This window comes from Rubrivivax gelatinosus, from assembly GCF_004340905.1.
In the GTDB taxonomy this organism is placed as follows: Bacteria; Pseudomonadota; Gammaproteobacteria; order Burkholderiales; family Burkholderiaceae_C; genus Rubrivivax; species Rubrivivax gelatinosus.
Genome location: NZ_SLXD01000007.1, coordinates 161774 through 186456 on the forward strand (window position 1 = coordinate 161774; position 24683 = coordinate 186456).

General features: G+C 73.5%; 26 protein-coding genes. 8 read left to right on the plus strand and 18 right to left on the minus strand.

The annotated features are described in order from the left end of the window. Positions 1–38: 38 nt before the first annotated feature. Entirely contained in the window at positions 39–893 is an 855-nt protein-coding gene (locus tag EV684_RS12550; protein WP_132647624.1) for a MipA/OmpV family protein, read from the plus strand. Between the two features lies 1 nt (position 894). Here the strand turns inward: EV684_RS12550 and EV684_RS12555 are convergent, their stop codons facing one another. The 7 genes from EV684_RS12555 to EV684_RS12585 form a co-directional block, all read right to left on the minus strand. Then, on the minus strand, positions 895–1857 hold the full coding sequence (locus tag EV684_RS12555; RefSeq protein ID WP_132647625.1) for a bifunctional riboflavin kinase/FAD synthetase: 963 nt from the start codon (positions 1855–1857) through the stop codon (positions 895–897). A 16-nt stretch (positions 1858–1873) separates the two neighbouring features. Then, the gene (locus EV684_RS12560; RefSeq protein WP_132647626.1) at positions 1874–2572 is read right to left on the minus strand and encodes a pseudouridine synthase; all 699 of its coding nucleotides are present in this window, start codon (positions 2570–2572) and stop codon (positions 1874–1876) included. Beyond that, on the minus strand, positions 2572–3549 hold the full coding sequence (locus EV684_RS12565; RefSeq protein WP_132647627.1) for a P1 family peptidase: 978 nt from the start codon (positions 3547–3549) through the stop codon (positions 2572–2574). The genes EV684_RS12560 and EV684_RS12565 overlap by 1 nt, the downstream gene beginning before the upstream one ends. Before the next feature lie 40 nt (positions 3550–3589). Beyond that, positions 3590–4717 (minus strand): acyl-CoA dehydrogenase family protein, encoded by a 1128-nt coding sequence (locus EV684_RS12570; protein ID WP_132647628.1) that lies wholly within the window; start codon positions 4715–4717, stop codon positions 3590–3592. A 4-nt stretch (positions 4718–4721) separates the two neighbouring features. Further along, positions 4722–5897: an acyl-CoA dehydrogenase family protein gene (locus tag EV684_RS12575; protein ID WP_132647629.1), complete on the minus strand. Its 1176-nt coding sequence runs from the start codon at positions 5895–5897 to the stop codon at positions 4722–4724. Positions 5898–5994: 97 nt separating this feature from the next. After that, positions 5995–6654 (minus strand): retropepsin-like aspartic protease family protein, encoded by a 660-nt coding sequence (locus EV684_RS12580; RefSeq protein WP_132647630.1) that lies wholly within the window; start codon positions 6652–6654, stop codon positions 5995–5997. Further along, complete coding sequence (locus EV684_RS12585) at positions 6654–7157, minus strand: YajQ family cyclic di-GMP-binding protein (RefSeq protein ID WP_132647631.1); 504 nt, start codon at positions 7155–7157, stop codon at positions 6654–6656. The genes EV684_RS12580 and EV684_RS12585 overlap by 1 nt, the downstream gene beginning before the upstream one ends. A 14-nt stretch (positions 7158–7171) precedes the next feature. On the opposite strand from EV684_RS12585, the gene murB reads away from it, so the two are divergent. Beyond that, on the plus strand, positions 7172–8209 hold the full coding sequence (gene murB / locus EV684_RS12590) for a UDP-N-acetylmuramate dehydrogenase (RefSeq protein WP_200222308.1): 1038 nt from the start codon (positions 7172–7174) through the stop codon (positions 8207–8209). A 12-nt stretch (positions 8210–8221) separates the two neighbouring features. Here the strand turns inward: murB and EV684_RS12595 are convergent, their stop codons facing one another. The 7 genes from EV684_RS12595 to EV684_RS12625 all read right to left on the minus strand — a co-directional run bounded on the left by EV684_RS12595 (position 8222) and on the right by EV684_RS12625 (position 15320). Beyond that, on the minus strand, positions 8222–9109 hold the full coding sequence (locus tag EV684_RS12595) for a ZIP family metal transporter (RefSeq protein ID WP_132647632.1): 888 nt from the start codon (positions 9107–9109) through the stop codon (positions 8222–8224). After that, positions 9106–9474, minus strand: a complete 369-nt coding sequence (locus EV684_RS12600) for a hypothetical protein (RefSeq protein WP_132647633.1) — start codon at positions 9472–9474, stop codon at positions 9106–9108. The genes EV684_RS12595 and EV684_RS12600 overlap by 4 nt, the downstream gene beginning before the upstream one ends. Before the next feature lie 253 nt (positions 9475–9727). Then, positions 9728–11923 carry an ATP-binding protein gene (locus EV684_RS12605; RefSeq protein ID WP_242478451.1) on the minus strand — a complete coding sequence of 732 codons (2196 nt, stop codon included), beginning with the start codon at positions 11921–11923 and terminating at the stop codon, positions 9728–9730. A gap of 68 nt (positions 11924–11991) precedes the next feature. Beyond that, positions 11992–12546 (minus strand): hypothetical protein, encoded by a 555-nt coding sequence (locus tag EV684_RS12610; protein ID WP_132647634.1) that lies wholly within the window; start codon positions 12544–12546, stop codon positions 11992–11994. A 47-nt stretch (positions 12547–12593) separates the two neighbouring features. After that, positions 12594–13802: a Coenzyme F420 hydrogenase/dehydrogenase, beta subunit C-terminal domain gene (locus EV684_RS12615; protein ID WP_242478452.1), complete on the minus strand. Its 1209-nt coding sequence runs from the start codon at positions 13800–13802 to the stop codon at positions 12594–12596. 76 nt (positions 13803–13878) lie between these two features. Beyond that, a complete protein-coding gene (locus tag EV684_RS12620; protein WP_132647636.1) occupies positions 13879–15030 on the minus strand; it encodes a tetratricopeptide repeat protein in 1152 nt (383 codons plus the stop codon). Between the two features lie 59 nt (positions 15031–15089). Next, positions 15090–15320, minus strand: a complete 231-nt coding sequence (locus EV684_RS12625) for a hypothetical protein (RefSeq protein WP_132647637.1) — start codon at positions 15318–15320, stop codon at positions 15090–15092. Between the two features lie 128 nt (positions 15321–15448). On the opposite strand from EV684_RS12625, the gene EV684_RS12630 reads away from it, so the two are divergent. The 3 genes from EV684_RS12630 to EV684_RS12640 are packed head-to-tail and all read left to right on the plus strand — an operon-like array spanning position 15449 to position 18813. Continuing rightward, positions 15449–16198 carry a 2OG-Fe dioxygenase family protein gene (locus tag EV684_RS12630; RefSeq protein WP_132647638.1) on the plus strand — a complete coding sequence of 250 codons (750 nt, stop codon included), beginning with the start codon at positions 15449–15451 and terminating at the stop codon, positions 16196–16198. Positions 16199–16253: 55 nt separating this feature from the next. After that, complete coding sequence (locus EV684_RS12635) at positions 16254–17741, plus strand: S10 family peptidase (RefSeq protein WP_132647639.1); 1488 nt, start codon at positions 16254–16256, stop codon at positions 17739–17741. A gap of 7 nt (positions 17742–17748) precedes the next feature. Beyond that, complete coding sequence (locus EV684_RS12640; RefSeq protein ID WP_132647640.1) at positions 17749–18813, plus strand: 6-phosphofructokinase; 1065 nt, start codon at positions 17749–17751, stop codon at positions 18811–18813. Here EV684_RS12640 and EV684_RS12645 read toward each other — a convergent pair whose 3' ends face one another. Beyond that, complete coding sequence (locus EV684_RS12645) at positions 18814–19290, minus strand: cupin domain-containing protein (RefSeq protein WP_132647641.1); 477 nt, start codon at positions 19288–19290, stop codon at positions 18814–18816. Beyond that, entirely contained in the window at positions 19287–20036 is a 750-nt protein-coding gene (locus tag EV684_RS12650) for an SDR family NAD(P)-dependent oxidoreductase (protein WP_132647732.1), read from the minus strand. The genes EV684_RS12645 and EV684_RS12650 overlap by 4 nt, the downstream gene beginning before the upstream one ends. A gap of 13 nt (positions 20037–20049) precedes the next feature. Between EV684_RS12650 and EV684_RS12655 the strand changes: the two genes are divergently transcribed. Further along, on the plus strand, positions 20050–20778 hold the full coding sequence (locus tag EV684_RS12655; protein ID WP_132647642.1) for a hypothetical protein: 729 nt from the start codon (positions 20050–20052) through the stop codon (positions 20776–20778). Here EV684_RS12655 and EV684_RS12660 read toward each other — a convergent pair. Next, on the minus strand, positions 20726–21310 hold the full coding sequence (locus EV684_RS12660) for a flavin reductase family protein (RefSeq protein ID WP_132647643.1): 585 nt from the start codon (positions 21308–21310) through the stop codon (positions 20726–20728). The genes EV684_RS12655 and EV684_RS12660 overlap by 53 nt on opposite strands. A gap of 11 nt (positions 21311–21321) precedes the next feature. Further along, positions 21322–21954 (minus strand): pseudouridine synthase, encoded by a 633-nt coding sequence (locus EV684_RS12665; RefSeq protein ID WP_132647644.1) that lies wholly within the window; start codon positions 21952–21954, stop codon positions 21322–21324. 342 nt (positions 21955–22296) lie between these two features. Here EV684_RS12665 and rsgA point away from each other — a divergent pair, with 342 nt between their 5' ends. Then, positions 22297–23376 carry a ribosome small subunit-dependent GTPase A gene (gene rsgA / locus EV684_RS12670; RefSeq protein WP_132647645.1) on the plus strand — a complete coding sequence of 360 codons (1080 nt, stop codon included), beginning with the start codon at positions 22297–22299 and terminating at the stop codon, positions 23374–23376. 65 nt (positions 23377–23441) lie between these two features. After that, positions 23442–24680 carry a lipase family alpha/beta hydrolase gene (locus EV684_RS12675; RefSeq protein WP_132647646.1) on the plus strand — a complete coding sequence of 413 codons (1239 nt, stop codon included), beginning with the start codon at positions 23442–23444 and terminating at the stop codon, positions 24678–24680. Positions 24681–24683: the final 3 nt, after the last annotated feature.

Below are 24683 nucleotides of genomic sequence, written 5' to 3' on the forward strand. Positions count from 1 at the left end.
TGGACAATCGCATCAGCCGATTCTACCGAGGCGCTGCTTTGAAGCTCCGCTCCCGTCCGCCGGCGCTGGCCCTGACGCTGCTCGTCGCGGCCGCGGCATGGGGCGAGGAGGCGCCGCCCCCGGTCGCACCCGATGCGGCGGCGGAGGAACCGGACGACGACGACGCCCCGCCGCGGCGTTTCGAAGGCGCCATCGGCCTGCTCGCCTCCTGGGGCAGTTCACACCACGGCCGCGGCGGCCCCGACACCACGCTCGAACCCGGCTTCTACCTGCGCTGGGGGCGGCTCACCGCCAGCAACGCCAGCGCCTTCGCGATCCGCCGTGCCGACGACGTGACGCGCGGCCTGGGGCTGGACCTGAGCAGCGGCAGCCGGCTGCGCACCAATCTCTCGCTGCGCTACGACCGCGGCCGCGACGACGACGAGCCGGCGCTCGAAGGCCTGGGCGACGTGCGGGCGACCGTGCGTGCGCGGCTGGGCGCGAGCTGGCGGCTCGACGAAGGCTGGCGCCTGTCCGGCGGCTGGAGCCCCGACCTGCTGGGCCGCGGCGGCGGCTCCTTCGTCGACCTGGGCCTGTCGCGCGAGCGCCCGCTGGCACCGCGCACACGCTGGAACGCGTCGCTGCGGCTGACGGCCGCCGACCGCCGCTACATGCAGAGCTACTACGGCATCGACGCCGGGCAGGCCGCCGCCACCGGCTACCCCGTCTACACGCCCGGCGCCGGGCTGCGCGACCTGCAGACGGTGCTCGGGCTGCGCCACCAGCTGTCGGAGGACTGGGTGGCGCTGGCCGGTGTGTCGCTGCGGCGCCTGCTCGGGCCGGCGGCCGACGGGCCTTCGGTCACCGACAAGACCGGCTGGAGCCTGGGATTCGGCCTCGGGCGGCGCTTCTGAGTCAGCGCGGCTGCGCGTCGAACCAGGCGCGCGCGTCGGCCTCGTCCTGGGCGATGCCCTCGCGCAGCGCGTCCAGCGACGGGTAGCGGCGCTCGTCGTGCAGCTTGTGCAGCAGCTCGACCCGCAGCACGCGGCCGTAGCCGGCCTCGGGGCCCAGCGGCCACTCGAGGCAGTGGGTCTCCAGCAGCACGCGCCCGGCGTTCTCGACCGTCGGCCGCGTGCCCAGGCTGGCGACGCCGGGCAGCGCGCGTTCGGCCAGGCCGTAGACGCGCACGACGAAGATGCCGGCGGCCGCCGGCCGCGGGTGCGGGAAACGCAGGTTCAGCGTGCGGAAACCCAGTTCGCGGCCGAGCTTGCGGCCGTGGATCGCGTGGCCGCTGATCGAATACGGCCGGCCCAGCAGCACCGCGGCGCGCTTCATGTCGCCGCGCGCCAGCGCCTCGCGCACCGCCGAGCTCGACACACGCAGCCCGTGCACCTCGTAGCTCAGCATGCGCGCGACGTCGAAACCCAGCCGGGTGCCGGCATCGTCGAGCATCGCGTACGTGCCTTCGCGGCGTGCGCCGAAGCGGAAGTCGTCGCCGACGAGCACGTAGCGCGCGTTCAGCCCGCGCAGCAGCACCTGCTCGACGAAGGCCTCGGGCGACTGCGACGCCAGGCGCTCGTCGAAACGCGCGACGACGACGTGGTCGACGCCGCAGCGCTCCAGTTCGGCCAGCTTGTCGCGCAGCGTCGCGATGCGCGCCGGCGCACGTGCCGGGTCGCCGGCGCGGCGCGCGAAGAAGTCGCGCGGGTGCGGCTCGAAGGTCATCACGCACGAGGCCAGGCCGCGATGGCGGGCTTCGTTGACGAGCATCGCCAGCATCGCCTGGTGGCCGCGGTGCACGCCGTCGAAGTTGCCGATCGTCAGCGCGCAGCCGGCCTCGCGCAGGCCGGGGTGGTCGAATCCTCTGAAAACGCGCATGGCCGCGGATTCTCGTTCAAGCGCCGGCGAAGATCGCCTCGGGCTCGACCCAGCACCAGCGCCCCGGCGCCAGGTCGGCCGGCAGCGTCAGCGCACCGAAGGCGCTGCGGTGCAGGGCCTCGACGCGGTTGCCGGCGGCGGCGACCATGCGCTTGACCTGGTGGTACTTGCCTTCGGCGAGCACCAGGCGCAGCGCGTTCGGGCCGGTGCATCCGGCCTGCAGCGCGCGCACCGGCTGCGGGTCGTCGTCGAGCACGACGCCGGCCAGCAGGCGCTGCACGGTGGCCTCGTCGACGGGGTGCTTGGTCGTCGCCTCGTAGACCTTGGGCACGTGGTGCTTGGGGCTGGTGAGGCGGTGGATCAGCTTGCCGTCGTCGGTGAACAGCAGCAGCCCGGTCGTGTCTTCGTCGAGCCGGCCCACCGGCTGCACGCCGCGCGTGCGCAGCGGCGGCGGCAGCAGGCTCATCACGCTGGGGTGGTGGCGGGGTTTCTGCGAGCACTCGTAGCCGGCGGGCTTGTGCAGCATCACCAGCGCCGGCTGGCGGAAGGGCCACTCGCGGCCGTCGACCTCGAAGACGAGGCCGGCGGTGTCGAAGTCGGCCGACGGATCGTCGACGACCTGGCCGCCGACACGCACCGCGCCGCAGTCGACCAGCCCGGCGCAGACGCGGCGTGTGCCGAAGCCCTGGGTGAAGAGGATTTGTTCGAGTTTCATCAGGGGGCGAATTCTCGCGCCGACGGCAGGCCGGGCAGGCCGGTGGCCGAACGCAGCGCGTCGAGCACCGCGGCGGCCACCGCTTCGGCGGCCAGCACGTGCAGCAGCGTGGCCGGCGCCGCCGGGCCGCGGCCGGTGGACAGGCCGAACAAGGTGTCGCCGTCGCTGGCGGTGTGCACCGGGCGGATCGTGCGCGCCAGGCCGTCGTGGCCGGCGGTGGCCAGGCGCTGCGCCTGGGCCTTGGTCAGCGGCGCGTCGGTGGCGACGACGCCGATCGTCGTCGCCCCGGCCAGCGGCGCGGCGGCGTGTTCGCCGGCCAGGTAGCAGGCGACGGTGTCGCGCAGGCTGCGGCCGTCGGCGCTGCGTGCGCCGGCGACGAGGCGGCCGCTGGCCGGGTCGACGACGTCACCGACGGCGTTGACCGCCACCAGCGCCGCCACCGTCACGCCGCCGGCGCGGCGCGAGGCCGTGCCGATGCCGCCCTTCATCGCGTGCTGCGGCCCGAAGAGCTTGCCGACGCTGGCGCCGGCTCCGGCGCCGACGCTGCCACGCTCGAAGGCGCCGGCCAGCGCCGCCTCGCAGGCGGCGTAACCCGCCGCGGCGTCGGGGCGCGCGGCCGGGCGCAGCCAGAGGTCGAACAGCACCGCCGCCGGCACGATGGGCACGATGGCCGGGCCGACGGCGACGCCGCGGCCGCGTTCTTCCAGCCAGCGCATCACGCCGCCGGCGGCGTCCAGCCCGTAGGCGCTGCCGCCGGCCAGCAGCAGCGCGTGCACGGCCTCGACGGTGTTCTCCGGGCGCAGCAGATCGGTCTCGCGTGTGCCCGGCGCGGCGCCGCGCACGTCGGCGCCGGCCACCGAGCCTTCGGGGCAGAGCACGACGCTGCAGCCGCTCAGGCCGTCGGCCAGCGTGTGGTGGCCGACGGCGAGGCCGGCGACGTCGGTCAGGGCGTCGAGCGTGGCGTGGGGGGCAGGCATGCCGCGACTGTAGCGGCGGGCCCGCCTTCGCCGCGCTGCGTCAGACGAAGACGCCGGCGCTGTCTTCCATGCGTGCGGAGACTTCGCCGAGGTGGTGCAGCGTGTCGCCGAAGGCCAGCTCCAGCACCGTCAGGCGCTTGAAGTAGTGGCTGCCGGCGTACTCGTCGGTGACGCCGATGCCGCCGTGCATCTGGATGCACTGCTGGCCGACGAAACGCATCGCCTGGCCGAGCTGCACACGCGCCTGGGCGACGGCGCGGCGGCGTTCGGCGGCCGGCGCGCAGAGCTTGAGCGTCGCGTAATAGCTCATCGAACGTGCGAGTTCGAGCTGCATCTTGGCGTCGGCGACGCGGTGGCGCAGTGCCTGGAAGCTGGCGATCGGCACGCCGAACTGGCGGCGCGTGTTCAGGTACTCGACGGTCATCGCCAGCAGCCGGTCCATCAGGCCGACACCTTCGGCGGCGACGCCGGCGAGCCCGATGTCGACCGCGTGTTCCAGGCGCTCGAGGCCGTCTTCGGCGATCAGCGCGGCCGGTGCGGCGTCGAAGCGCAAGTCGGCAGCACGCGCGCCGTCCTGCGTCGGGTAGGGCGTGATCGTGGCCGCGCCCGCTTCGACGACGAACAGGCCGATGCCGGTTCGGTCGCCGTCGCTGCCCGCGATGCGCGCCGGCACGACGAAGGCGTCGGCCTCGTCGCCGGCCGGCACGACGATCTTGCTGCCGCTCAGCACCCAGCCGTCGCCGCGGCGTTCGGCGCGGGTCGCCGGCCGCTCCAGCCGCCAGCGTGCGGCGCGCTCCTGCTGCGCCAGCACCACCAGTGCCGAGCCGTCGGCGATGCGCGGCAGCCACTCGCCCTGCAGCGCCTCGGGCGCGGCGGCCAGCAGCGCCGGCACGGCGAGCGCGGCGTTGGTCCACGGCGCGTGCACCAGGCCGCGGCCGAGTTCCTCGTTGACGAGCATGGCCTCGACCGGGCCGAAGCCCAGCCCGCCCTGCGACTCGGGCACCGCCAGGCCGGCGAGCCCGAGTTCGGCCAGTTCGCCCCAGACGGCGCGCGAATGCCCGCCGGCCTTGGCCAGCGCGTGGCGGCGCTCGAAGCCGAAGCCCTTGTCCACCCAGCGCCGCACGGCTTCGCGCAGCGCCTGCTGGTCGTCGGTGAAATCGAAGTCCATCGCGTCAGCTCCCGAGCACGGTCTGGGCGACGATGTTGCGCTGCACCTCGTTGGAGCCGCCGTAGATCGTCGTCTTGCGCAGGTTGAAGTAGCTGCCCATCAGCGGCGCCAGCGCGTCGTGCTGCCAGCCGGCGGCCGAGGCGTCGGCGGCCTCGTCGCGGCGCGCCACGGTGCCGGGGCCGCCGGCGAGCATCAGCAGCTCGGCCGAGCGCTGCTGGATCTCGCTGCCGCGGATCTTCAGGAGGCCCGCGATGTCCAGGCTCTGCTTGCCGCTCTTCTCGGCCGACAGCACGCGCAGCACCAGCATCTCCAGCGCGACGATGTCGACTTCCAGCAGCGCGATCTGGTCGCGCAGCCGGGCGTCGTCCCAGACGCCTTCGGCCTGGGCCAGCGCCTTCAGCCGTTCGAGCTCGCGCTTGGAGCGGTTGACCTCGGCGATGTTGGTGCGTTCGTGCGCCAGCAGCAGCTTGGCGTAGGACCAGCCCTTGTTCTCCTCGCCGATCAGGTTGGCCGCCGGCACCTCGACCTTGTCGAAGAAGACCTCGTTGACCTCGGGCTCGCCGTCGAGCATGACGATCGGGCGCACGCTGACGCCGGGGCTCTTCATGTCGATCAGCAGGAAGCTGATGCCGGCCTGCGGCTTGCCGTCGCTGGCGGTGCGCACCAGGCAGAAGATCCAGTCGCCGTGCTGGGCCAGCGTCGTCCAGGTCTTCTGGCCGTTGACGACGTAGGTGTCGCCGCGGCGCTCGGCGCGTGTCTTCAGCGACGCCAGGTCCGAGCCGGCGCCGGGTTCGCTGTAGCCCTGGCTCCACCAGACCTCGCCGCTGGCGATGGCCGGCAGGAAACGCCGCTGCTGCTCGGGCGAGCCGAAGGCCATGATGACCGGCGCCACCATCACCGGGCCGAAGGGGATGATGCGCGGCGCTCCGGCGAGCGCACATTCCTCCTCGAACAGGTGCTTCTGCACCGCGTTCCAGCCCGGCCCGCCGAAGGCACGGGGCCAGCCGGCGGCCAGCCAGCCCTTGTGGCCCAGGATCTTGGCCCAGCGCTGGTGTTCCTCGCGTGACAGCGGCCGCGCGGCGCGCACCTTGTCGCGGATGTCGGGTGGCAGGTTCGCGCCGATCCAGGCGCGAACCTCCTGGCGGAACGCCTGTTCTTCCTCGGTGAACTCGAGGTCCATCGTCGTCTCCTCGCGGCCGTGGGCGGCCGGCTCTCGGTGGCCGGCTCGTTGTAGCACGCGGGTTTGGAGCCGCCTTGTCCCTGCCGGGACAGCGGCTTCAGCGGGCTTCGAGGCGCAGGACGTCGCTGTCGCGCTGCATCCTGAAACGCGACAGGAAGCTGTTGCCCAGCAGGATCATCGGCATCGCCTGGGGCAGCACGACGGCCTGCACGTGGGTGATCTCGACCTCCCCGACACGCACGCGCGACAGCGTCACGCGGTAGGCGGTCGCGCTGCCGTTGGCGGTGTGCACCACGCCCGGTTCGCCGCTGCGCCATGGGATGCCCAGGCGTTCGGCCTCCGCCTGGCCGAGCGCGATCAGCGTCGCGCCGGTGTCGACCATGAAGTTCACCGGGCGGCCGTTGATCGCACCCTGGGTGACGAAGTGGCCGCCGGGGCCGACCGGGATGACGATCTCGCGCGCGCCGGAGACGACGCCGCCGCTGCCGGCCACCCGCGCCGTGCCGCCGCCGGGGCGCAGCACCAGGCGCTGGCCGCCGGCTTCGACGACCGCGCCGTCGGCGTCCAGCTGCAGCAGCCTGACGCCGCGTGCGCTCTCGCCGACCGCCAGCGTCACCGGCTGGCCGCCGATGACGAGCAGCGCCTTGCGCCCCATCTGGCCGGCCAGCGAGACGTCCTGCGCGGCGGCCGGCAGCACGGCCGCGGCCAGGAGCGTTGCCGCGATGCGCAGCGCCTGGCGACGGCCGGCGGCGTTCATCAGTCGCGGAAGTTGTTGAACGTGAGCGGCAGGTCGGCGATCTCCTTGCGCAGCAGCGCCATCGCCGCCTGGAGGTCGTCCTTCTTCGCGCCCGAGACGCGCACCGCGTCGCCCTGGATCGCGCCCTGCACCTTCAGCTTGCTGGCTTTGAGTGCCTGCTGGATCTTCTTGCCGTGTTCGGCGTCGATGCCGGCCTTGACCTTGACGACGAGCTTGAGCTTGTCGCCGCCGAGCTTCTGCGGCTTGGCGGACAGATCGAGGAAACGCACGTCGACATCGCGCTTGGCCAGGCGGGCGAGCAGCACGTCGCGCACCTGGTCGACCTGGAAGTCGCTGTCGGCGTAGAGCACGAGTTCGCGCTCCTTGGCCGACTTCTCGGTGAGTTCGACCTTCGCGCTCGACCCCTTGAAGTCGAAGCGGTTGCCGATTTCCTTGTTCGCCTGGTCGACCGCGTTGCGCAGTTCCACCAGGTTGGGCTCGAGGACGGTATCAAAGCTGGGCATGGGAAAATTCTGCCATGTCCCCCGTCGCCTCCCCGCTGCAGATCGAATCCCGCGTGTCGCTGCGCGAACACAACAGCTTCGGTCTGCCCGCCGTCGCCCGCACGCTGGTGCGTGTGCGCAGCGAGGCCGACGTGCGCCGCGTCGTCGACCACCCCGAGTTCGGCCTCGCGCCCAAGCTGATCCTCGGCGGCGGCAGCAACCTCGTGCTGACGCGCGACGTCGACGCCGTCGTGCTGAAGATCGAGATCGAGGGCCGGCGCCTGGTGGCCGAGACCGGGGACGCGTGGATCGTCGAGGCCGGCGCCGGCGAGCGCTGGCACGACCTGGTGGCCTGGACGCTGGAGCAGGGCCTGCCCGGGCTGGAGAACCTGGCGCTGATCCCCGGCACCGTCGGCGCCGCGCCGGTGCAGAACATCGGCGCCTACGGCGTCGAGCTGAAGGACCGCTTCCATTCGCTGGACGCGGTCGACCTCGTCACCGGCCGCAGCGTGACGCTGGACGCGGCGATGTGCCGCTTCGGCTACCGCGACAGCGTCTTCAAGCAGGCCCTGGCCGGCAAGAGCGTCGTCACGCGCGTGCGCCTGCGCCTGCCCAAACCCTGGGTGCCGGCGCTCGGTTACCTGGACCTGGAACGCAAGATGGCCGAGACCGGGAACACCCATCCCGACGCACGCACGATCTTCGACTGGGTCTGCGCGATCCGCCGCGCCAAGCTGCCCGATCCGGCGGTGATCGGCAACGCCGGCAGCTTCTTCAAGAACCCGGTGGTCAGCGCCGAGCAGTGCCGCGACATCATCGACCGTGACCCCGAGATCGTGCGCTACCCGCTGCCCGACGGCAGCGTGAAGCTCGCCGCCGGCTGGCTGATCGACGCCTGCGGCTGGAAGGGCAAGTCGGTGGGCCGCGCCGGCGTCTACGAACGCCAGGCGCTGGTGCTGGTCAACCGCGGCGGCGCCAGCGGCGCCGAGGTCGTGACGCTGGCGCGTGCGATCCAGGAAAGCGTCTACGGCCGCTTCGGCATCCGGCTGGAGCCCGAGCCGGTCATCGTCTGAAGGCCCGGCGCTCTACGCGAGCGCCGTGTCCAGCACCATCATCAGCACGAAGCCGAGCATCAGCCCGGCCGTGGCCCAGCGCTCGTGGCCCTGGCGGTGCGACTCGGGGATGACTTCGTGGCTGACGACGAAGAGCATCGCCCCGGCAGCGAAGGCCAGCGCCCAGGGCAGCAGCGCGGCCGCTCCGGCCACCGCCGCAGCGCCGGCCACGGCGGCCAGCGGCTCGACCAGCCCCGAGGCCGCACCCAGCAGCGCCGCCCGCGTGCGCTTCATGCCCGCGGCGTGCAGCGCCAGCGCGACGACCAGGCCTTCGGGCACGTCCTGGATCGCGATGCCTCCGGCGAGCGCCGTGGCGCGCGCCGCCTCGGCGCCGACCGCGGCGACGCCGATCGCCAGGCCTTCGGGGATGTTGTGCAACACGATCGCGAGCACGAACAGCAGCACCCGGCGCGGCCGGTCGCCGCCGTGCTCGCCCAGCGCGTGGGCGTGGGGCAGCAGGTGTTCCAGCAGCATCAGGCCGCCGGCGCCCACCAGCAGCGCCGCGCCGATGCCGGTGGCCCGAGCCCAGGGCGCGAGGCCCGCGGCGCGCGCCGCCTCCAGCGCCGGGTTGAGCAGCGAGAAGCAGGTGGCGGCCAGCATCACGCCGGCGCCGAAACCCAGCAGCGTGTCCTGGGTTCGCTGCGCCGGCGCGCGCGCCAGCAGCAGCGGCAGCACCCCGAGCGCGGTGGCCAGCGCCGCGGCGGCGCCCAGCGCGCCGGCTTCGACGATCGCCGGCGTCACCGCGACGGCACGCCAGGCGTCGCTCAGCACGATCACGGCCCCGCCGCCGCACAGGGCCACCCCCAGCCACTGCAGCGGCCGCAGCCCGGCCGACGGGCGCGGGGCGCCGAGGCCGTTCACGGTTCGGCGCGGTCGACCGGCCGCAGCGTGAAGCGCGCCAGCCGCGCCGCCAGCGCCTGCAGGCGCTCGGCCTGCCCGTCGTCGGCCACCAGCGGCCCCAGGCGCGCCAGCGGCCGGCTGGCGGCGTCCAGGCAGGTCATGCGCCAGCACACCGGCAGCAGCGCGTCTTCGGCGGTGTCCAGCAGCAGGCGCAGCATGCGTTCGTGCACCGTCCAGGCGCGCTGGCGGTAGGCGGCGACGAGGCGCTCGCCCTGGTGGTGGTAGGCGCACAGCAGGCGTGGCTCGTCGGGCTCGAGCCCGAGACGGATGTGCATCGCGATGCGCTGCCAGTGGCGCACTGCGGCCTGGGTCTCGGCGGGGCCCATCTCAGCGCTCCGGCAGACGGGCGGTGGCGGGCGGAAGGACGGTCATGGCGGGCTCCTCGGCGGGGCATGCACCGGGGCACCTGGACGCGGGCTGCATGCTGGGGTTCTGCGGCTTCGGCGAAGCCATGAACCATCTTACATGCGAATAATTCGCATTTGCAACGAAGTCGAGCCCGAGACCCGGTCGGCCCGGCTCAGAAGCTGCAAACGAACCCGCAGGGGCGAGCCGGGCAGGGCGGGTTCCGTCACCGTCTCAGACGGCGGCGGCGTCGGCCGGCTGGGGCAGGCCGGCCGCGATCGCGGCGTCGCGCGTGGCCGGCAGCAGGTCCTCGAAACGCTGCACGTGGCGCGCGATCTCGTGCGCCGGCAGATGCGTCGCACCCTCGTGCAGCGTCTCGGCGGTCGACGCGAGCGCGGCCAGGCCGAGGTTCAGCGCCGCGCCGCGGGCGGCGTGGGCGTTGACGCGCAGCTCCAGCGGCTGGGCGTCGCGCACCGCGGCGCGCAAGCGCTGCACGAGCTGCGGCCCCTGGTCGAGGAAGCTGTGCACCAGGGCCGCGAGGCGTTCGCGCGGCATCGCCTGCAGCGCCAGATCCATCGCCGTCCGGTCGATCAGCGGCGGGCTGTCATCGGCGGTGCCGGGTGGCGCCACGGGGGCCGGCTCGGGCGGGAAGTCGCCGGCCCCGGTGCTGCCGAAGAAGCGGCGCAGCGAGGCCGCCAGCTTCTGCGGGCTGACCGGTTTGGTCAGGAAGTCGTTCATGCCGGCGACGAGGCAGCGGTCGCGCGTCTCGGTGAAGGCATCGGCGGTCAGCACGACGACCGGCACCGTCGCCGCGCTCGGGTCGGGCATGGCGCGGATGGCGCGGGTTGCCGCGATGCCGTCCATCTCCGGCATGTGCAGGTCCATCAGCACGATGTCGAAGGGCTGCGCGGCCGCGGCAAGCACCGCTTCGACGGCCTCCCGGCCATTGGCGGCGAACACGGCCGCGTGGCCCAGCCGCTCGAGCAGCGCGCCCATGTACTGCCGGTTGACGAAGTGGTCCTCGGCGACCAGCACGCGCAGCGGCCGCGGCGGCGGCGGCGCTTCGCCCAGCTGCGGGCGCACGGCGACGCCGGCGGCCACCGGCTTGAGCGGCATGCGAAAGCGAAAGCAGCTGCCCTTGCCCGGCTGGCTGGTGACGGTGATGTCGCCGCCCATCAGCCGCGCGAGGTTGCGCGAGATCTCCAGCCCCAGCCCCGTGCCGCCGTGGCGTCGCGAGCGCGAACTGTCGCCCTGCACGAAGCGGTGGAACAGCGTGCCGAGCGTCGCCTCGTCGATGCCGATGCCCTGGTCGGTGACGTTGAACAACAGCTCCGGCGCGCCCTCGCCGTCACGCGCCTGGACGTCGAGCACGACGGCGCCGCGGTCGGAGAACTTGATCGCGTTGGACAGCAGGTTGAACAGCACCTGCTTGACGCGCGTGGCGTCGCAGAGCACGCGCTCGGGCAGGCCCGGGTCGGCGGCGATGTGCAGCGCCAGCGACTTGGCATGCGCCTGCGGCCGCATCAGCGCCTCGACGTCGCGCAGCAGCGCGCGCAGCTCCACCGGCGTGGACGTCAGCACCATGCGACCGGACTCGAGCTGCGACATGTCGAGGATGTCGTTGAGGATCGCCAGCAGGTGGTCTGCCGACTCGGTGGCGGTGCGCAGATAGCCCACCTGCTGCTGGTTGAGCCCGGTCTCGCGCAGCAGCGAGAGCATGCCCAGCAGGCCGTGGAAGGGGGTGCGGATCTCGTGGCTCATGTTGGCCAGGAAGGCGCTCTTGGCCTCGCTCGCCGCCTCGGCGTCGCGACGCGCCTGGCGCAGGTGCTCGGCCAGCTCCTCCAGCGCGGCGCGGCGGCGGTCGAGCTGGCGCATCTGGCGCAGCGCCAGCAGCGCGAAGGCCAGCGTCAGCGCCGACAGCGACACGGTCAGCCCGATGCCGATCATGTTGTGGTGCTGCACCGTCGCGTTGCGCCGGGCGATCTGCTCGCCGACGTGGTGCGCCGCGCGCAGCGACAGACCGTGGATCTCCTGGCCCAGCGCCATCAGCTCGGGCTCCAGCTCCAGCAGATCGTCGCGGCCGGGCGGGCGGCCGTCCTGTGCGCCGAAGACCACGTCGGCGCGGCGGATGAAACGGTCCATGCGCAGCAGCGTCTCGGCGAACTCGGTCTCGTCGGCGAGGATGCGGGCGATGCGCTCGTTGTGCAGCAGCCCGACGCGGCTGATCCAGATGTCGTAGCGCAGCTGCAGCGCCGCGGTGTCGAGCACGCGCCGCGGGTCGATCGAGCGGCTCCACTCGTCGCGCAGGCGCAGGTACTCGGTCTCGGCCTGGTAGACCAGCAGCACGGCGTCGTCGTCGGCGACCTCGACGGCCTGGCGCAGCAGCGCCGCCTGGCGCACCTGCAGCCAGGCCACTGCCAGCAGGGCCAAGATCAGCCCGGCGCCCAGAACGCCGAGCCAGGTCGCGCGACCACGCCGCGCAGTGGGTATCGTGGGTTCTAACGAACCTCGATCGTCCGCAGCTGCCATGCCGATCTGCTGTAGTAGACGGGGGTGCGGAGTTCCTCGTTCGAGTCGAACGGGTAGATGACGAACAAGGGGCCTTTGTCGCGCACGGCCATCGGGCGCCCGTCGAGCAGCCGCGCGACGATGACGTCGTGGCGCGCGGTGTCGTCGAACGGGATGTCGACCCAGTAGTCGTTGAGCGCGATCGCGCGCAGCTGGCTGCCGCGCGCCGACGCCATCGCCAGCACGTCGCGCAGCAGCGGGCCGGTGAACCTGCGTGCCGTCGAGTACCAGGGCGTGCGCGTCGTGAAGCTCGTCTGCGGCAGGCGCTCGAGCATCGTCATGTCGAAGTCGGCGCGGGCGCCGAAGTTCGGCGACAGCACGCGGCCGATCAGCGTCAGCACCACCGGGCCGGCCGGGGCTTCCATCGCGTTGGCGGCACCGCCCCAGGGGGCGAGCGCGGCGCCGGCGGCGGCCGCGATCAGGCGGCGGCGCCCTCGGTCGTGCGAGGTCGCGTTGGGCGCGGCGACGGCGGATCGGGCAGGCACCCGCCCATTCTAGGGGGAGAGTCCGCCCTCATCCCCCTGGCGGCGGATCAGGGCCGCGGCGGGGGCGTCTCGTCGGCCCGGGGCTCCAGCCCGTAGGGCCGGACCAGTTGCCAGACGTGCGGCGGCACCATGTTCTTCATCTTCGCCGGCTGCTCGCGGCGCAGATGCAGCACGGTCTCGACGGCCTTCATCTCCAGCCGCGCGCGCGCGAACTCCAGCCCGCGCGGGCCCACGCGGGGCATCAGCCAGCCGACGATGGGCCGCAGCCAGGCCGGCATGCGGCGCAGCGGCAGGCCGCCGGCGGCGCGTTCGGTGTTCGCGAGGAAGCCCTTGACCGGGCCTTCGCGCTTGCCGGCGCTGCCGGGCTCGGACAGCCGCACCTCGTCGCCGAGCAGCCCGAGGATCTTCTCGCCGCGTTCGTTGCGCACCAGCAGCCACTGCTCGCCTTCGCCGCCCATGTAGCCGACGGTGATGTCGGCCAGCACGTTGCTGTAGTCGACGCAGCTGCGGCAGGTCAGCGGGAAGAAGTCGCTCGGCAGCTGCGACAGCGGCAGCTGCAGGAAGGGCACGCGGCGCTGGCGGCCGTCGTCGAAGCGGATCTCGACGTGGTAGTCGGCGCGGAACTCGAGGTAGGTGATCGACTCGGGCTTGGGCGTCAGCAGGCCGAGGAAGCGGTGGAAGTTCTCGGTCGTCGTGTTGTCCGAACACGGCGTGCCGATGACGTAGAGCTGCTCCAGCCCCAGCTCCTGCTCCAGCGCCCGCAAGGCGTAGACCTGGCACGGGATGCCGATCACCGCCAGGCGCTTGTGGCCGGCGGCCACCGCCGGCTCCAGCAGCGACAGCAGCGGCGCGTAGCCCATGCGCATGCCGCGACAGCGCGCCAGGTCGCCGGGATTCGTCACCAGCGTGGGCACCGGGCGCCAGCGGTCCTCGGGGTCGGGGGCCATCGTCAGCACGGCGTCGACGGCGCCCGTCTCGAGCAGGCGCTCGGCCAGCCGCGTCGTGATGCCGGTCCATTGCGCGCCCTCGGACGGGCGTTTCAGCGCCGCGCGCCACATGCGGCGGAAGGGGCCGAAGTGAAGCTCGTCGGGCCGCTGCGGGTCGCGTGGCCGCCCCTGCACGCGGGTCTCCATCGCAGCGTAGTCGGGCTGGATGAACTGGCAGGCGCGGCCGCAGCGGCGCGGGTCGCTGCTGCGCGAGACGCCGCAGTCGGTGCACAGCGTGCGGGCGGGGGCGTGGGGCGTGGGGGACTTCAAGGTTCGGGCGCGGTTCGCGGGACGCCCGATCATCGCCCAAGCCGCATGCCGCCGCCCCGATCTGGCGCAGACGGGCTCACTGCAGCGAACGTTCGGCCCGCAGGTGCTCGAGCTTGGCGGCGTAAAGCGACTGCACCTGCGGCGTCGGGCCGGTCTGGCGCGCCAGTTCCAGGTGGCGCAAGGCCTGGGTCCTGCGGCCCAGCAGCAGTTCGGTGCGCGCGAGCCAGTAATGGAACTCGTGGTAGCCGGCGTCGCGGTCGACCTCGCGCGCGAAGAGCTCCCGGGCGCGGCGCAGGTCGCCGGTGCGCAGGGCCTCGAGTCCGGCATCGAACCAGTGGAAGGGCGGCGCCGTCTCCAGCGACCGCAGGCGTGCGCTCAGCTCCCGGGCCTGACCGGTCCGGCCCTCCTGGTCCAGCATCAACGCCAGGTTGGCGAGCGCACTCCGGTTGGCCGGCTCGCGTTCGAGCAAGCTGCGCCAGACGGCCTCGGCGGCATCGGCGAGGCCGCGCCGGCGGTAGACGATGGCCAGCGTGTTGTGGCCGGCAGAAAAGTGCGGGTCCTGGCGCAGCGCCTCGCGCGCATGCCAGTAGGCGTCGTCCAGCCGGCCGTCGGCCAGTGCCTCGGCGGCGCGGTTGTTCATGAACATCGCCAGCACGGTGGATTCGGAGATCGCGCGCCAGCGCAGGCCGTCGATCTGCTCGCCGGGGATGAAGTCCACCACCAGCGAGGTCTCGTTGTTGCGCAGCACGTGCGTGTGGCCGACCGGCCAGCCGAGCGAGACGTTGACGTGGCCGCTGAGGGCGAGCAGGTCGCCGCTGCGGCTCCAGCTCTCGTCGACCGCGACGGCGCGAAAACGCACCGGCAGCCCCGCCTCGCGCGCGAACGCCGCCGTCATCGCGACCAGTGACAGGCAGTTGCCCGCGCGCGCGGCAAAGGTCTCGGCCGCGGTGCGCGTGGCGCCTTCATAGTCCAGCGCGAGCGACTGACGGCGGTAGAGCCGTTCGACCAGCGTGCGGCGGGGGTCGTCGCTGCGGCGCAGCGAGGCGAGGTCGAGGTCGCGGCGCATCGCCTCGTCAGCGGCGAACACGGCGCCCGCATCGGGCATGCGTGCGGGCGCGGCGAAGGCGCCGTCGAGCAGCAGGGGCGGTTCGCTGGAGGCGGTGTCGGGAGCCGTGGCGCAGCCGCAGAGCACGGCGGCGGCCACGAGCAGGGCGGTGGTGCGGCGCATCGGAGGCTCCTGCCGCGGCAGCGCGGGCGCTGCCATCCTACGCCGGCGTCCAGGGCGCGTCAGGCGGCGGTTTGCCCGGCGGCGATCTGTCCGTTCAGGCGCGCCGCGGCGGCGCGCAACTCGGCATTGCCGGAGGCAGCGGCGCGCGACAGCAGCTCGCGGGCATAGTCGGCATCGTGCTGCAGGCGCTCGACGTGCAGGAAGACCCCTTCGTTGGCGAACAGCCACTTCAGGTCGATGACGTCGACGAGCTCCAGCACGCTTCTCGAACCTTGGGTTTCGGCATTCATCGCACACTCCGCCTTTTGGGCCGTCCGGTTCCACGATGACGCCGGGTAGGCGCCTGCCAGACCACGATAGCGCTGTCTCGCACCGCCCGGGCCGGCGATTCCTGGAGTCACCACTCCAATTGCGCAGCATGAATTTCTCGCCTTCCCCGCCGCTGACAGCGTTGCCGGATCTCCACACCACACTCGCGGGGGCGGGATGGGCGGTGCTGGACACGTCGTCGCTCACCGAACTGGTGCATCAGCCGCTGCCCGCCCTGCAGGCGCTGCAGCCGGCCTGGGACACGTTGCCGCCGGATCCGCACCTGCGTGACGGCGGCCGCTACCGCCGGCGCCGCCACGGCTGCTTCGTCGTCGACGACGGCCGTGTCGAGGCCGTGCCGGCGCGGGCGCACTGGCAGCCGCTGGCCTACAACGCGCTGCACGGCGGTTTCGAGCGCTGGTTCGAGCCGCTGCCGCCGGACTGGGCGGCGCGGCCGGCCTGGCCGGCATTGCTGGCGGCACTGGCCGGCGTGGCGACGCGGCTGCGCGGCGAGCGCCGCTGGTATGTCGAGGCGCACCCGTTTCGCATCGACACCGCCGACGGCATCGGCCGTCCGACACCCGAAGGCGCACACCGTGACGGCGTCGACCTGGTCGCGGTGATCCTCGTCGCGCGCCACGGCGTGCTCGGCGGCGAGACCCGCGTCTTCGACGCTGCCGGCGCCCAGGGCGTTCGTTTCACGCTCGTGCAGCCCTGGAGCGCGCTGCTGCTCGACGACGAACGCGTGATCCACGAGAGCACGCCGATCCGTCCGCTTCAAGCCGGTGCACCGGCCTGGCGCGACACGCTGGTCGTGACCTTGCGCCGCGGCGGTTTCCAGGGGCCCGACGGGGGCTGATCGGCATGGCCGTGGGGAGTTAAGCTGCGCCCGCCGAAGAACGAACCCGGACACCATGGCCGAGCCCGACAAGACCCCCGACCCCGACAAGACCCCCGACCGCCGCCACCGCGAGCGCGTCGAACAACTGGTCGCGCGCCCGCCGGTGCGCGCCAGCGGCACGCTGGCGCTGGCCGAGCGGCGCCTGGACTACGCCGTCAGCGCCGAGTTCATCCCGGTGGCCGGTGAAGGTTTCGACGGCGCGCTGGCCGAGCCGCAGGCCGCGGTGATGACCACCGCCTACCAGCTGCAGGGCGCTGCCGCCGGCGCGCGCCCGGTGTGTTTCGCCTTCAACGGCGGGCCGGGTTCGGCCTCGATCTGGCTGCACCTGGGTGCGCTGGGCCCCAAGCGCCTGGTCGTGCCGTCGGACGGCAGCATGCCGGCCGCGCCGTACACGGTCAGCGACAACCCGCTGAGCTGGTTCGAGCACTTCGACCTCGTCTTCGTCGATCCGCCGCACACCGGCTGGTCGACGACCGCCGGCGAGGAGGCGCGCAAGAAGATGCTGTCGGTCGACGGCGACGTGAAGGCGCTGGCCGAGGTCGTGCGCACCTGGCTCACGCGGCACCGCCGCTGGGGCTCGCCGGTGTACCTGGCGGGCGAGAGCTACGGCACGACACGTGGCGCGGCGCTCGCCGACAAGCTGCTGGACGGCGGTGTCGCGCTCGCCGGCCTGGTGCTGGTGTCCTGCGCGATGGACCTGCAGAGCCTGTCCTTCGACCCGGGCAACGACCTGCCGTATGCGCTGTTCCTGCCGGCCTATGCCGTCGTCTCGCAGTACCACGGGCTGCTGAAGGGGCCGCTGGGCGCCTCGCGCGAAGCGGCGCAGGCCGCGGCCGAGGCCTTCGTCGACGAGGACTACGCCGCCGCGCTGCTGGCCGGCGCGCGGCTGTCGGACAAGCGCCGCGCCGCCGTCGCGCGCCGCGTCGCCGAGCTCACCGGCCTGTCGCGCGAACTGGTCGAGCAGAAGAACCTGCGCATCGCCGACCAGGACTACTTCTTCGAGGCGATGTGGCCGCAGGGGCGCCAGGTCGGCCGGCTCGACGCGCGCGTGACGGTGCCGATGGCCGCACGCCGCAGCCGCGACTGGGAGTTCGACCCCGGCATCGAGGCCATCGCCGCGCCGTACACGATGGCCGCGATGGCCTACTTCGCAGAACTCGGCGTGGCCACCGAACAGCGTTACGAGACCCTGTCGCACGAGGCGCACCGGGCCTGGAACTGGAACCGCGGCGAGGCCCAGGGCAACGCCTACGCCAGCACCAGCCGCGATCTCGCACGCGCGCTGCGCCGCAACCCCAGGCTGAAGGTCTTCGTCGCCAGCGGCCGCTACGACCTGGGCACGCCGTACAGCGCCAGCGACTGGTCGCTGGCCCAGCTCGACGCGCCGGCCGAGGTGCTGGCACGCATCCAGCATCACTACTACGATGCCGGGCACATGATGTACACCCGGGAAGAGGACTTGATAAAGCTCAAGTCTGATATCGCCCACTGGCTTGGATGATCGACTCATGCACATCGGAATCCTGACCGGCGGGGGCGACTGCCCCGGCCTGAACGCCGTCATCCGCGCGGTGACGCTGTCGCTGATCAACGAATGCGGGGCCAAGGTCACCGGCATCGAACGTGGTTTCCTCGGCCTGCTGACACGTTCGTCGCGGCCGCTGGACACAGCCGCCGTCGCCGGCATCCTGGCCGAAGGCGGCACGATCCTCGGCACGCACAACAAGTGCGACCCGTTCCACTACTTCGGTGCCGGCGGCGCCGACAGTTCCGCCGCGGCGATGGACTACGTGCGCGAGCTGGGCCTGGACGCGCTGGTGGCGATCGGCGGCGACGGCACGATGGCCATCGCGCACAAGTTCGAGGCGCTGGGGCTGCCGGTCGTCGGCGTGCCCAAGACCATCGACAACGACCTGTTCTGCACCGAACGCACCTTCGGTTTCGACAGTGCGGTGGCCGTCGTCGCCGACGCGCTGGACCGCCTGGCGACCACCGGCCGCAGCCACGGCCGGGTGATGATCGCCGAGACCATGGGCCGCTACGCCGGCTGGATCGCGCTCGAAGGCGGCATGGCCGGCGGCGCCGAGGTCATCCTGATTCCCGAGATCCCGTTCAGCGTCGAGGCCGTGGCCGGGCGCTGCCGCGAGCGTGCCGCGCACGGGCTGTCGACGATCATCTCGATCGCCGAAGGCGCCGCGCCGGAGGGCGGCGGGCTGACCGTGCAGCGCACGATCGCCGACAGCCCCGACCCGCTGCGCCTGGGCGGGGTCGGCAACTGGCTGCAGCAGCAGCTCGAGCCGCTGGTCGACTGCGAGGTGCGCACGACGCTGCTGGGCCACATCCAGCGCGGCGGCTCGCCGACGCCGTTCGACCGCGTGCTGGCCACGCGTTTCGGCTACCACGCGGCGCAGCTCGTCGAGGCCGGCCAGTACGGCCGCATGGTCGCGCTGCAGGGCGACGCCGTCGTCAGCGTGCCGATCTCCGAGGTGGCGGGCAAGAACCGCCTCGTGCCGCGCGACCACGAGCTGGTGCGCGCCGCACGCGGCATCGGCGTCTCGCTGGGCGAGAAGTAACTACAGCAGCCGGTGCAGATCGGGCGCCAGGCGCCCGATCGCCGAGCGCAGCGCCGGCTCGTCGCGGCCGAAGTCGAAGTCCTCGAACTCGAAGCCCGGGCCGACCGTCGCGCCGCAGTAGGCGTAGCCGCCGACCGGCTCGGCGGCCTGCCACCAGTCGGCCGGCACGACGTGGCGCCGACAGTCGGCGTCGAGCCGCACGTGCTCCACCGTCTGCAGGTCCGGCGACAGCAGCCACAGCGTCAGCGGCCCGCCTTCCAGCAGATGCCAGACCTCGCAGGAGCGCACGCGGTGCCAGGCCGAGCGTTCGCCTGGCATGAGCAGGAAGTCGATCGTCGTGAGGCCGCGGCGTTCCCCGCGTGCCGTGCCGACGGCCTGCGACGAGCGGTAGAGCTCGGCGTAGTGGCCGCCTTCAGGGTGCGGCCGCAGCTTCAGCCGTTCGATCAGCGTCTGGGCGCGTTCCGGCAGATCGCTCATGCGTCCCTCACGTCGGCCACCGGCTGCTGGCCGAAATCGGGGCGTTCGAGGTAGCGCAGCAGCTTGGCGGCGGCGGTCTCGGGGCTGTCGAGCATGCCGCCTTCGTGCAGGCCGACGAAACGCCCGCGGTCGGTGAAGCGCACCGGGTCGGCGCTGCGCAGCTGGACCTGCATGTCGGTGTCGATGACGCCCGGCGCCAGCGAGACGACGCGTGCGCCATTGGGACGCGCCGCTTCCTCCAGCGCGATCGCGCGCGCCAGGTGGTCCATGCCGGCCTTGGCGGCGCAGTACGAGGCGCTGCCGGCCATCGCGCGCCGGCCCAGGCCGGAGGACACGAACATCAGCTTGCGCGGCAGCTGCCATGACGCCGTCGCGCGCAGGAAGGCCGAGGCCAGCAGCATCGGCGCTTCCAGCCCGACGCGCAGCGCGTGCGACAGGTCGGCCGCGCCAACCTCGCCCAGCGGCGCGAGTTCGGAGATCACGCCGGCGTTGTTGACCAGCGAGACCGAGGCCAGCATGCCCGGGTCCTGGGCGCCCAGCCAGGCGGCCAGGCGGCTGGCCGCCGGCGCCGGGTCGGCGAGGTCGACGGTCCAGGCGATCAGCGCCGGGTGTTCGATCGGTGGCGCGCGTCGCGCCAGCGTCAGCACGCGGTCGCCACGGTCGAGCAGCTGGCGCACCAGCGCGAGGCCCAGCCCGCGCGAGCCGCCGGTGACGAGGGTGAGGGAGGTCTTCATCGCTTCGAGCATACTGGCGCCGCCCATGAATCGTGTCCTGAAAAGCCCGTTCCTCCTCGCGCTGCTGGCCGGCGTCGTCGTCCTCCTCGTCGCTTTTGCGCCCGCGCTCTGGCAGGTGCTGCGCGGCACCGCCCCGGCGCCCGTGTCCTCGCCCGAGGCCCCCTGGAGCATCGCCGCGCGCGGCGACGGCGTCGCCGCCTTCGGCCTGCAGCTGCCCGGCAGCACGCTGGCCGACGCCGACCAACGCTGGGGCGAAGGCCTGCAGCTCGCGGTGATGGCCGAGACCGGCCAGCCCGGGGCGCTGGAAGGTTATGTCGAACGTTTCGACGGCGGCGGCGTCGGTGGCCGGCTGCTGCTGACCACCTCGCTGGGCGACGCCGAGCTGCTGCGGCTGCAGCAAACGGCCGCCGAACGCGAACCGGCCGGCGGCACGCTGTGGCGCTACCCGCTGCGCGCCAGCGAGCGCCCGGCGCTGGGCGCCACGCCGCTGGTCGGCCTGAGTTTCATCCCGGCGACCAACCTCGACGCGCAGACGCTGCGCCAGCGTTTCGGCGAGCCCGACGAGGTCATCGCGCCGGGCGGCCGGCTCGAACACTGGCTGTACCCGGCGCGTGGCCTGGCGATCGCCGTCGACGCCGAGGGCCGCGAGCTGCTGCAGGTCGTCGCGCCGGCCGACTTCGAGCGCCGGCTGCGTGCGCCGCTCAAGACAGCGGCTTCGGCAGCGGCTTCGCCTGCAGCATCGGCCCTACGCTGAAGAACGCGCCGCCGGCGACGTGGTGGATCGTGCGCAGGGCCTCGTGCCCGGGCGCGAAGCTCCAGCGCCCGCCCTGGAACACCCGCGCGTCGGCCTGCGCCGCGACGACCTCGGCGAGGAACAGGTCGTAGGTCTGCTCGACGTGCGGCTCGCGCAGCAGCCGGCATTCGAGCCAGCCGACGCAGCCTTCGACCAGCGGCGCGCCGGTCGCGCGGCCGGCGAAGGCGCCGAGGCCATAACGCTCGAACTTGTCGACGCCGTCGTGGCCGCTGGTGTTGCCCACCGTCACCGTGGCGTCGGCCAGCGCGACGCAGGGGATGTTGAGCGCGAACTCGCCGGCGGCCTCCAGCAGCGTGCGCGTGAAGCTGCTCTTGTCGAGCACGACGGCGACCTTGGGCGGGTCGAAGTCCAGCGGCATCGCCCAGGCCGCGGCCATCACGTTGCGGCGGCCGCCGTGGGCGGCGCTGACCAGCACCGTCGGGCCGTGGTTCAGCAAGCGGTAGGCGTGTTGGAGGTCGACGTCCTGTTTCATCGTCTCGGGCTTCAGAAGTCGGCCGCGCGCTCGAATTCGAGGCGCTCGCCGGTGACGGGATGCGGGAAGGCCAGGCGCTCGGCGTGCAGCAGCAGCCGCGGCGCCGCGGCCACGATGTCGGGCGGCGCGTAGAGGTCGTCGCCGAGCATCGGGTGGCCGATCGTCGCCAGGTGCAGGCGCAGCTGGTGCGAGCGCCCGGTGACCGGCTCGAGTTCGACGCGCGTGCGGGCGGCGGCCGCGTCGCGTGCCAGCACCCGCCAGCGGGTCAGCGAAGGTTTGCCGTGCTCGTGGCAGACCTTCTGCCGCGGCCGGTTGGGCCAGTCGCAGACCAGCGGCGCGTCGACCTCGCCGGCGTCGGCGGCCATCAGCCCGGCGACGATGGCGACGTAGCGCTTGTCGACGCGGCGTTCGGCGAAGGCGACCGACAGCGTGCGCTGCGCCGCCGCACCGCGGCCGTAGACCATCAGCCCCGAAGTCGCCATGTCCAGCCGGTGCACGGTCAGCGCATCGGGCCAGCGCGCCTGGGCGCGTGCGGCCAGGCAGTCCTGCTTGTCGGGGCCGCGCCCGGGCACGGCCAGCAGCCCGGCGGGCTTGGCCAGCACCAGGCAGTTCTCGTCGGCGTACAGGCAGTCGGGCGGCAACATCGGCCGCGAGCATAACGAGCGCCGTGGCGTGCACGCCGCAGCCGGGTGCGCCTGGGTTGACGCATCCAGAGCGCTCGGCGCACAGTGCGCGGCTGCTATCCACTCGCCACACAGGAGGCCGCCATGGAACATCGGGACCTTGCCGTTCACGGCCTCCGCCGCGCCGCGCGCTGACGCGCGAGTTCCGGATCTCCCGCCCGGCCACGCCGGGCCGCTGAAGTCCTCCGCCCGCCGGCCCCCGGCGCGCCGACAGGCCCCTCCCCATCGAGCCCCGCCCGGCCTCACGCGCCGGCGGACCGATCACGCGCGGCCGTCGGCCGCGCCACGGGACTTCAGTTCATCATGTCTTTTGTTTCCCCGTACGAGCGGCTGCAGGCCATCGGCCTGACGCCGCAACTGCTTTCTTCCCTGCCGTTTCCCTTGCCCGGAGGCGATGCCGCGCTGATGCGCGTCGCCGAGGTGCAGCGCGACGGCCTCGTGCTGCACGACGGCGAATCCACCTGGTCGGCACGCGCCCGCCCGGCGCTGATCCAGGCGCTGGCCTCGCAAGCCGACGCCCTGGCCGTCGGCGACTGGGTGCGCGCCGAGCGCAATACCTTCGGTGAGTGGTGGGTCGACGCGCGTGTGCCGCCGCGCACGCAGCTCGCGCGCCGCCTGCACGACGGCCGCGAGAAGGTCGAGCGTGTGGTGCTCGCGAGCAACGTCGACACCGCGCTGCTGGTCATGGGCCTGGACCACGACTTCAACCTGCGCCGGCTGGAGCGTTACCTCGCGCTGGTGCGCCTGGCCGGTGTCGGCGCCGTGGTCGTGCTGAGCAAGGCCGACCTCTGCGTCGACCTGGGCCGGCGGCTGCGCGACGCGCAGACGCTGGCGCCGGCCGGCGTCGAGGTGCTGGCGCTGGACTCGCTGCACGACGACGTGGCCGCGCAGCTCGCGCCCTGGCTCGCGCCGGGGCAGACGCTGGTGCTGCTGGGCTCCAGCGGCGCCGGCAAGAGCACGCTGGCCAACGCCTTGTGCGGCGAGGCCGTGGCCGCCACCGGCGGCACGCGCCGCGGCGACGGCCGTGGGCGCCACACGACGACGGCGCGCACGCTGCACCCGCTGCCCGGCGGCGCCTGCATCGTCGACACGCCGGGGCTGCGTTCGCTGCGCCTGGACGGCGACGCGGGCGACGTCGCCGGCGCCTTCGACGACATCGCGGCGCTGGCCGCGCAATGCCGCTTTCGCGACTGCCGCCACGAAGGCGAACCCGGCTGCGCGGTGCGCGGCACGGTCGCGCCCGAGCGGCTGAAGAGCTTCGGCAAGCTGGTGCGCGAGGCGCAGCGCGACTCGATGAGCGCGCTGCAGCGCCGCGAGCAGGTCGCGCAGTGGAAGGCGCGCAGCCGCATCGGGCGGGCGAACATCCGTGCCAAGCGCGGTTGATCGGCTTGCACCCGGCCGGTGGCGGGCGCACAGTGGGCTGTCGCCACCGCCCGGGAGCCCGGCCCATGTCCGATGTCACCGCGCTCGCGGTCCTGCCCGCACCGGCCCGCCCGGCGTTCACGCTGGCCGACCTGCGCGGGCTGGTGCAGCTGGGCATCGACGCCGGCGTCGGTGTCACCGGCATCGCCGAGCAGCTGCACGGCACGATCCTGGCGCGGCGTGCGCCGCTGGGCGCGCCGCACGAAGGCGGCACGCGCGGGCTGACCGGCTTCGTCTACGGGCGCGTGCGCGGCGGCATGCGCCTCGCCGGCCGCGGCGTCGACGGCCTGCTCAAGCGGCTGGAGGCCGAGCCGCCGGCGGCCACCGCGGCCTCGCGCGAGGCGGTGCTGGCAGCGGTCAACGGCCTCTGGGGCGACCACCTGGCGGCCTCGGGCAACCCGCTGGCGATCCCGATGAGCCTGCGCCACGCCGGCCACCGCCTGGCGCCGGGCCGCGAGGCGCTGGCCGCCGCCTTCCCCGACGCCGGCGACCGGGTCGTCGTGCTGGTCCACGGGCTGTGCATGAACGACCTGCAGTGGCAGCGCCAGGGCCATCACCACGGCTGGGCGCTGGCCCGGGCGCTGGGCTGCCCGGTGCTGTCCCTGCACTACAACACCGGGCTGCACGTCTCGCACAACGGCGCGCGCTTCGCGGCCCTGCTGCAGCGCCTGCAGCGCGACTGGCCGGTGCCGCTGTCGCGGCTGGCCATCGTCGGCCACAGCATGGGCGGGCTGGTCGCGCGCAGCGCGATCGCCCACGCCGAGCGCCAAGGCCAGGCCTGGCGCTCGCGGCTGCAGGCGCTGGTCTGCCTGGGCACGCCGCACCATGGCGCGCTGCTCGAGCGTGCCGGGCATCTGGTCGACGGGGTGCTCGGCGTCAGCCCCTACCTGGCGCCGTTCGCGCGCGTGCTGGGCGTGCGCAGCGCCGGCATCAACGACCTGCGCTGGGGCCATGTGCGCGACGAGGACTGGTGTGGCCACGGCCCCGACGGCCCGGCCCGCGACCACCGCGTGCCCACGCCGCTGCCCGCCGGCGTGCCGGTCTACCTGGTCGCGGCGACGACGGTCGCCGAGCCGCGTGGCCTGCGCCACGCGCTCGTCGGCGACGGGCTGGTGACGGTGGCCAGCGCCTGGGGCGAGCACCGCGACCCGGCGCGTGCGCTGGCCGTGCCGGCGAGCCGCAAGCGCCTGGTCACCCAGGCCGGCCACTGGGACCTGCTGAACCGCGCCGAGGTCACCGAGGCGCTGTGCGGCTGGCTGGCCTGAGCG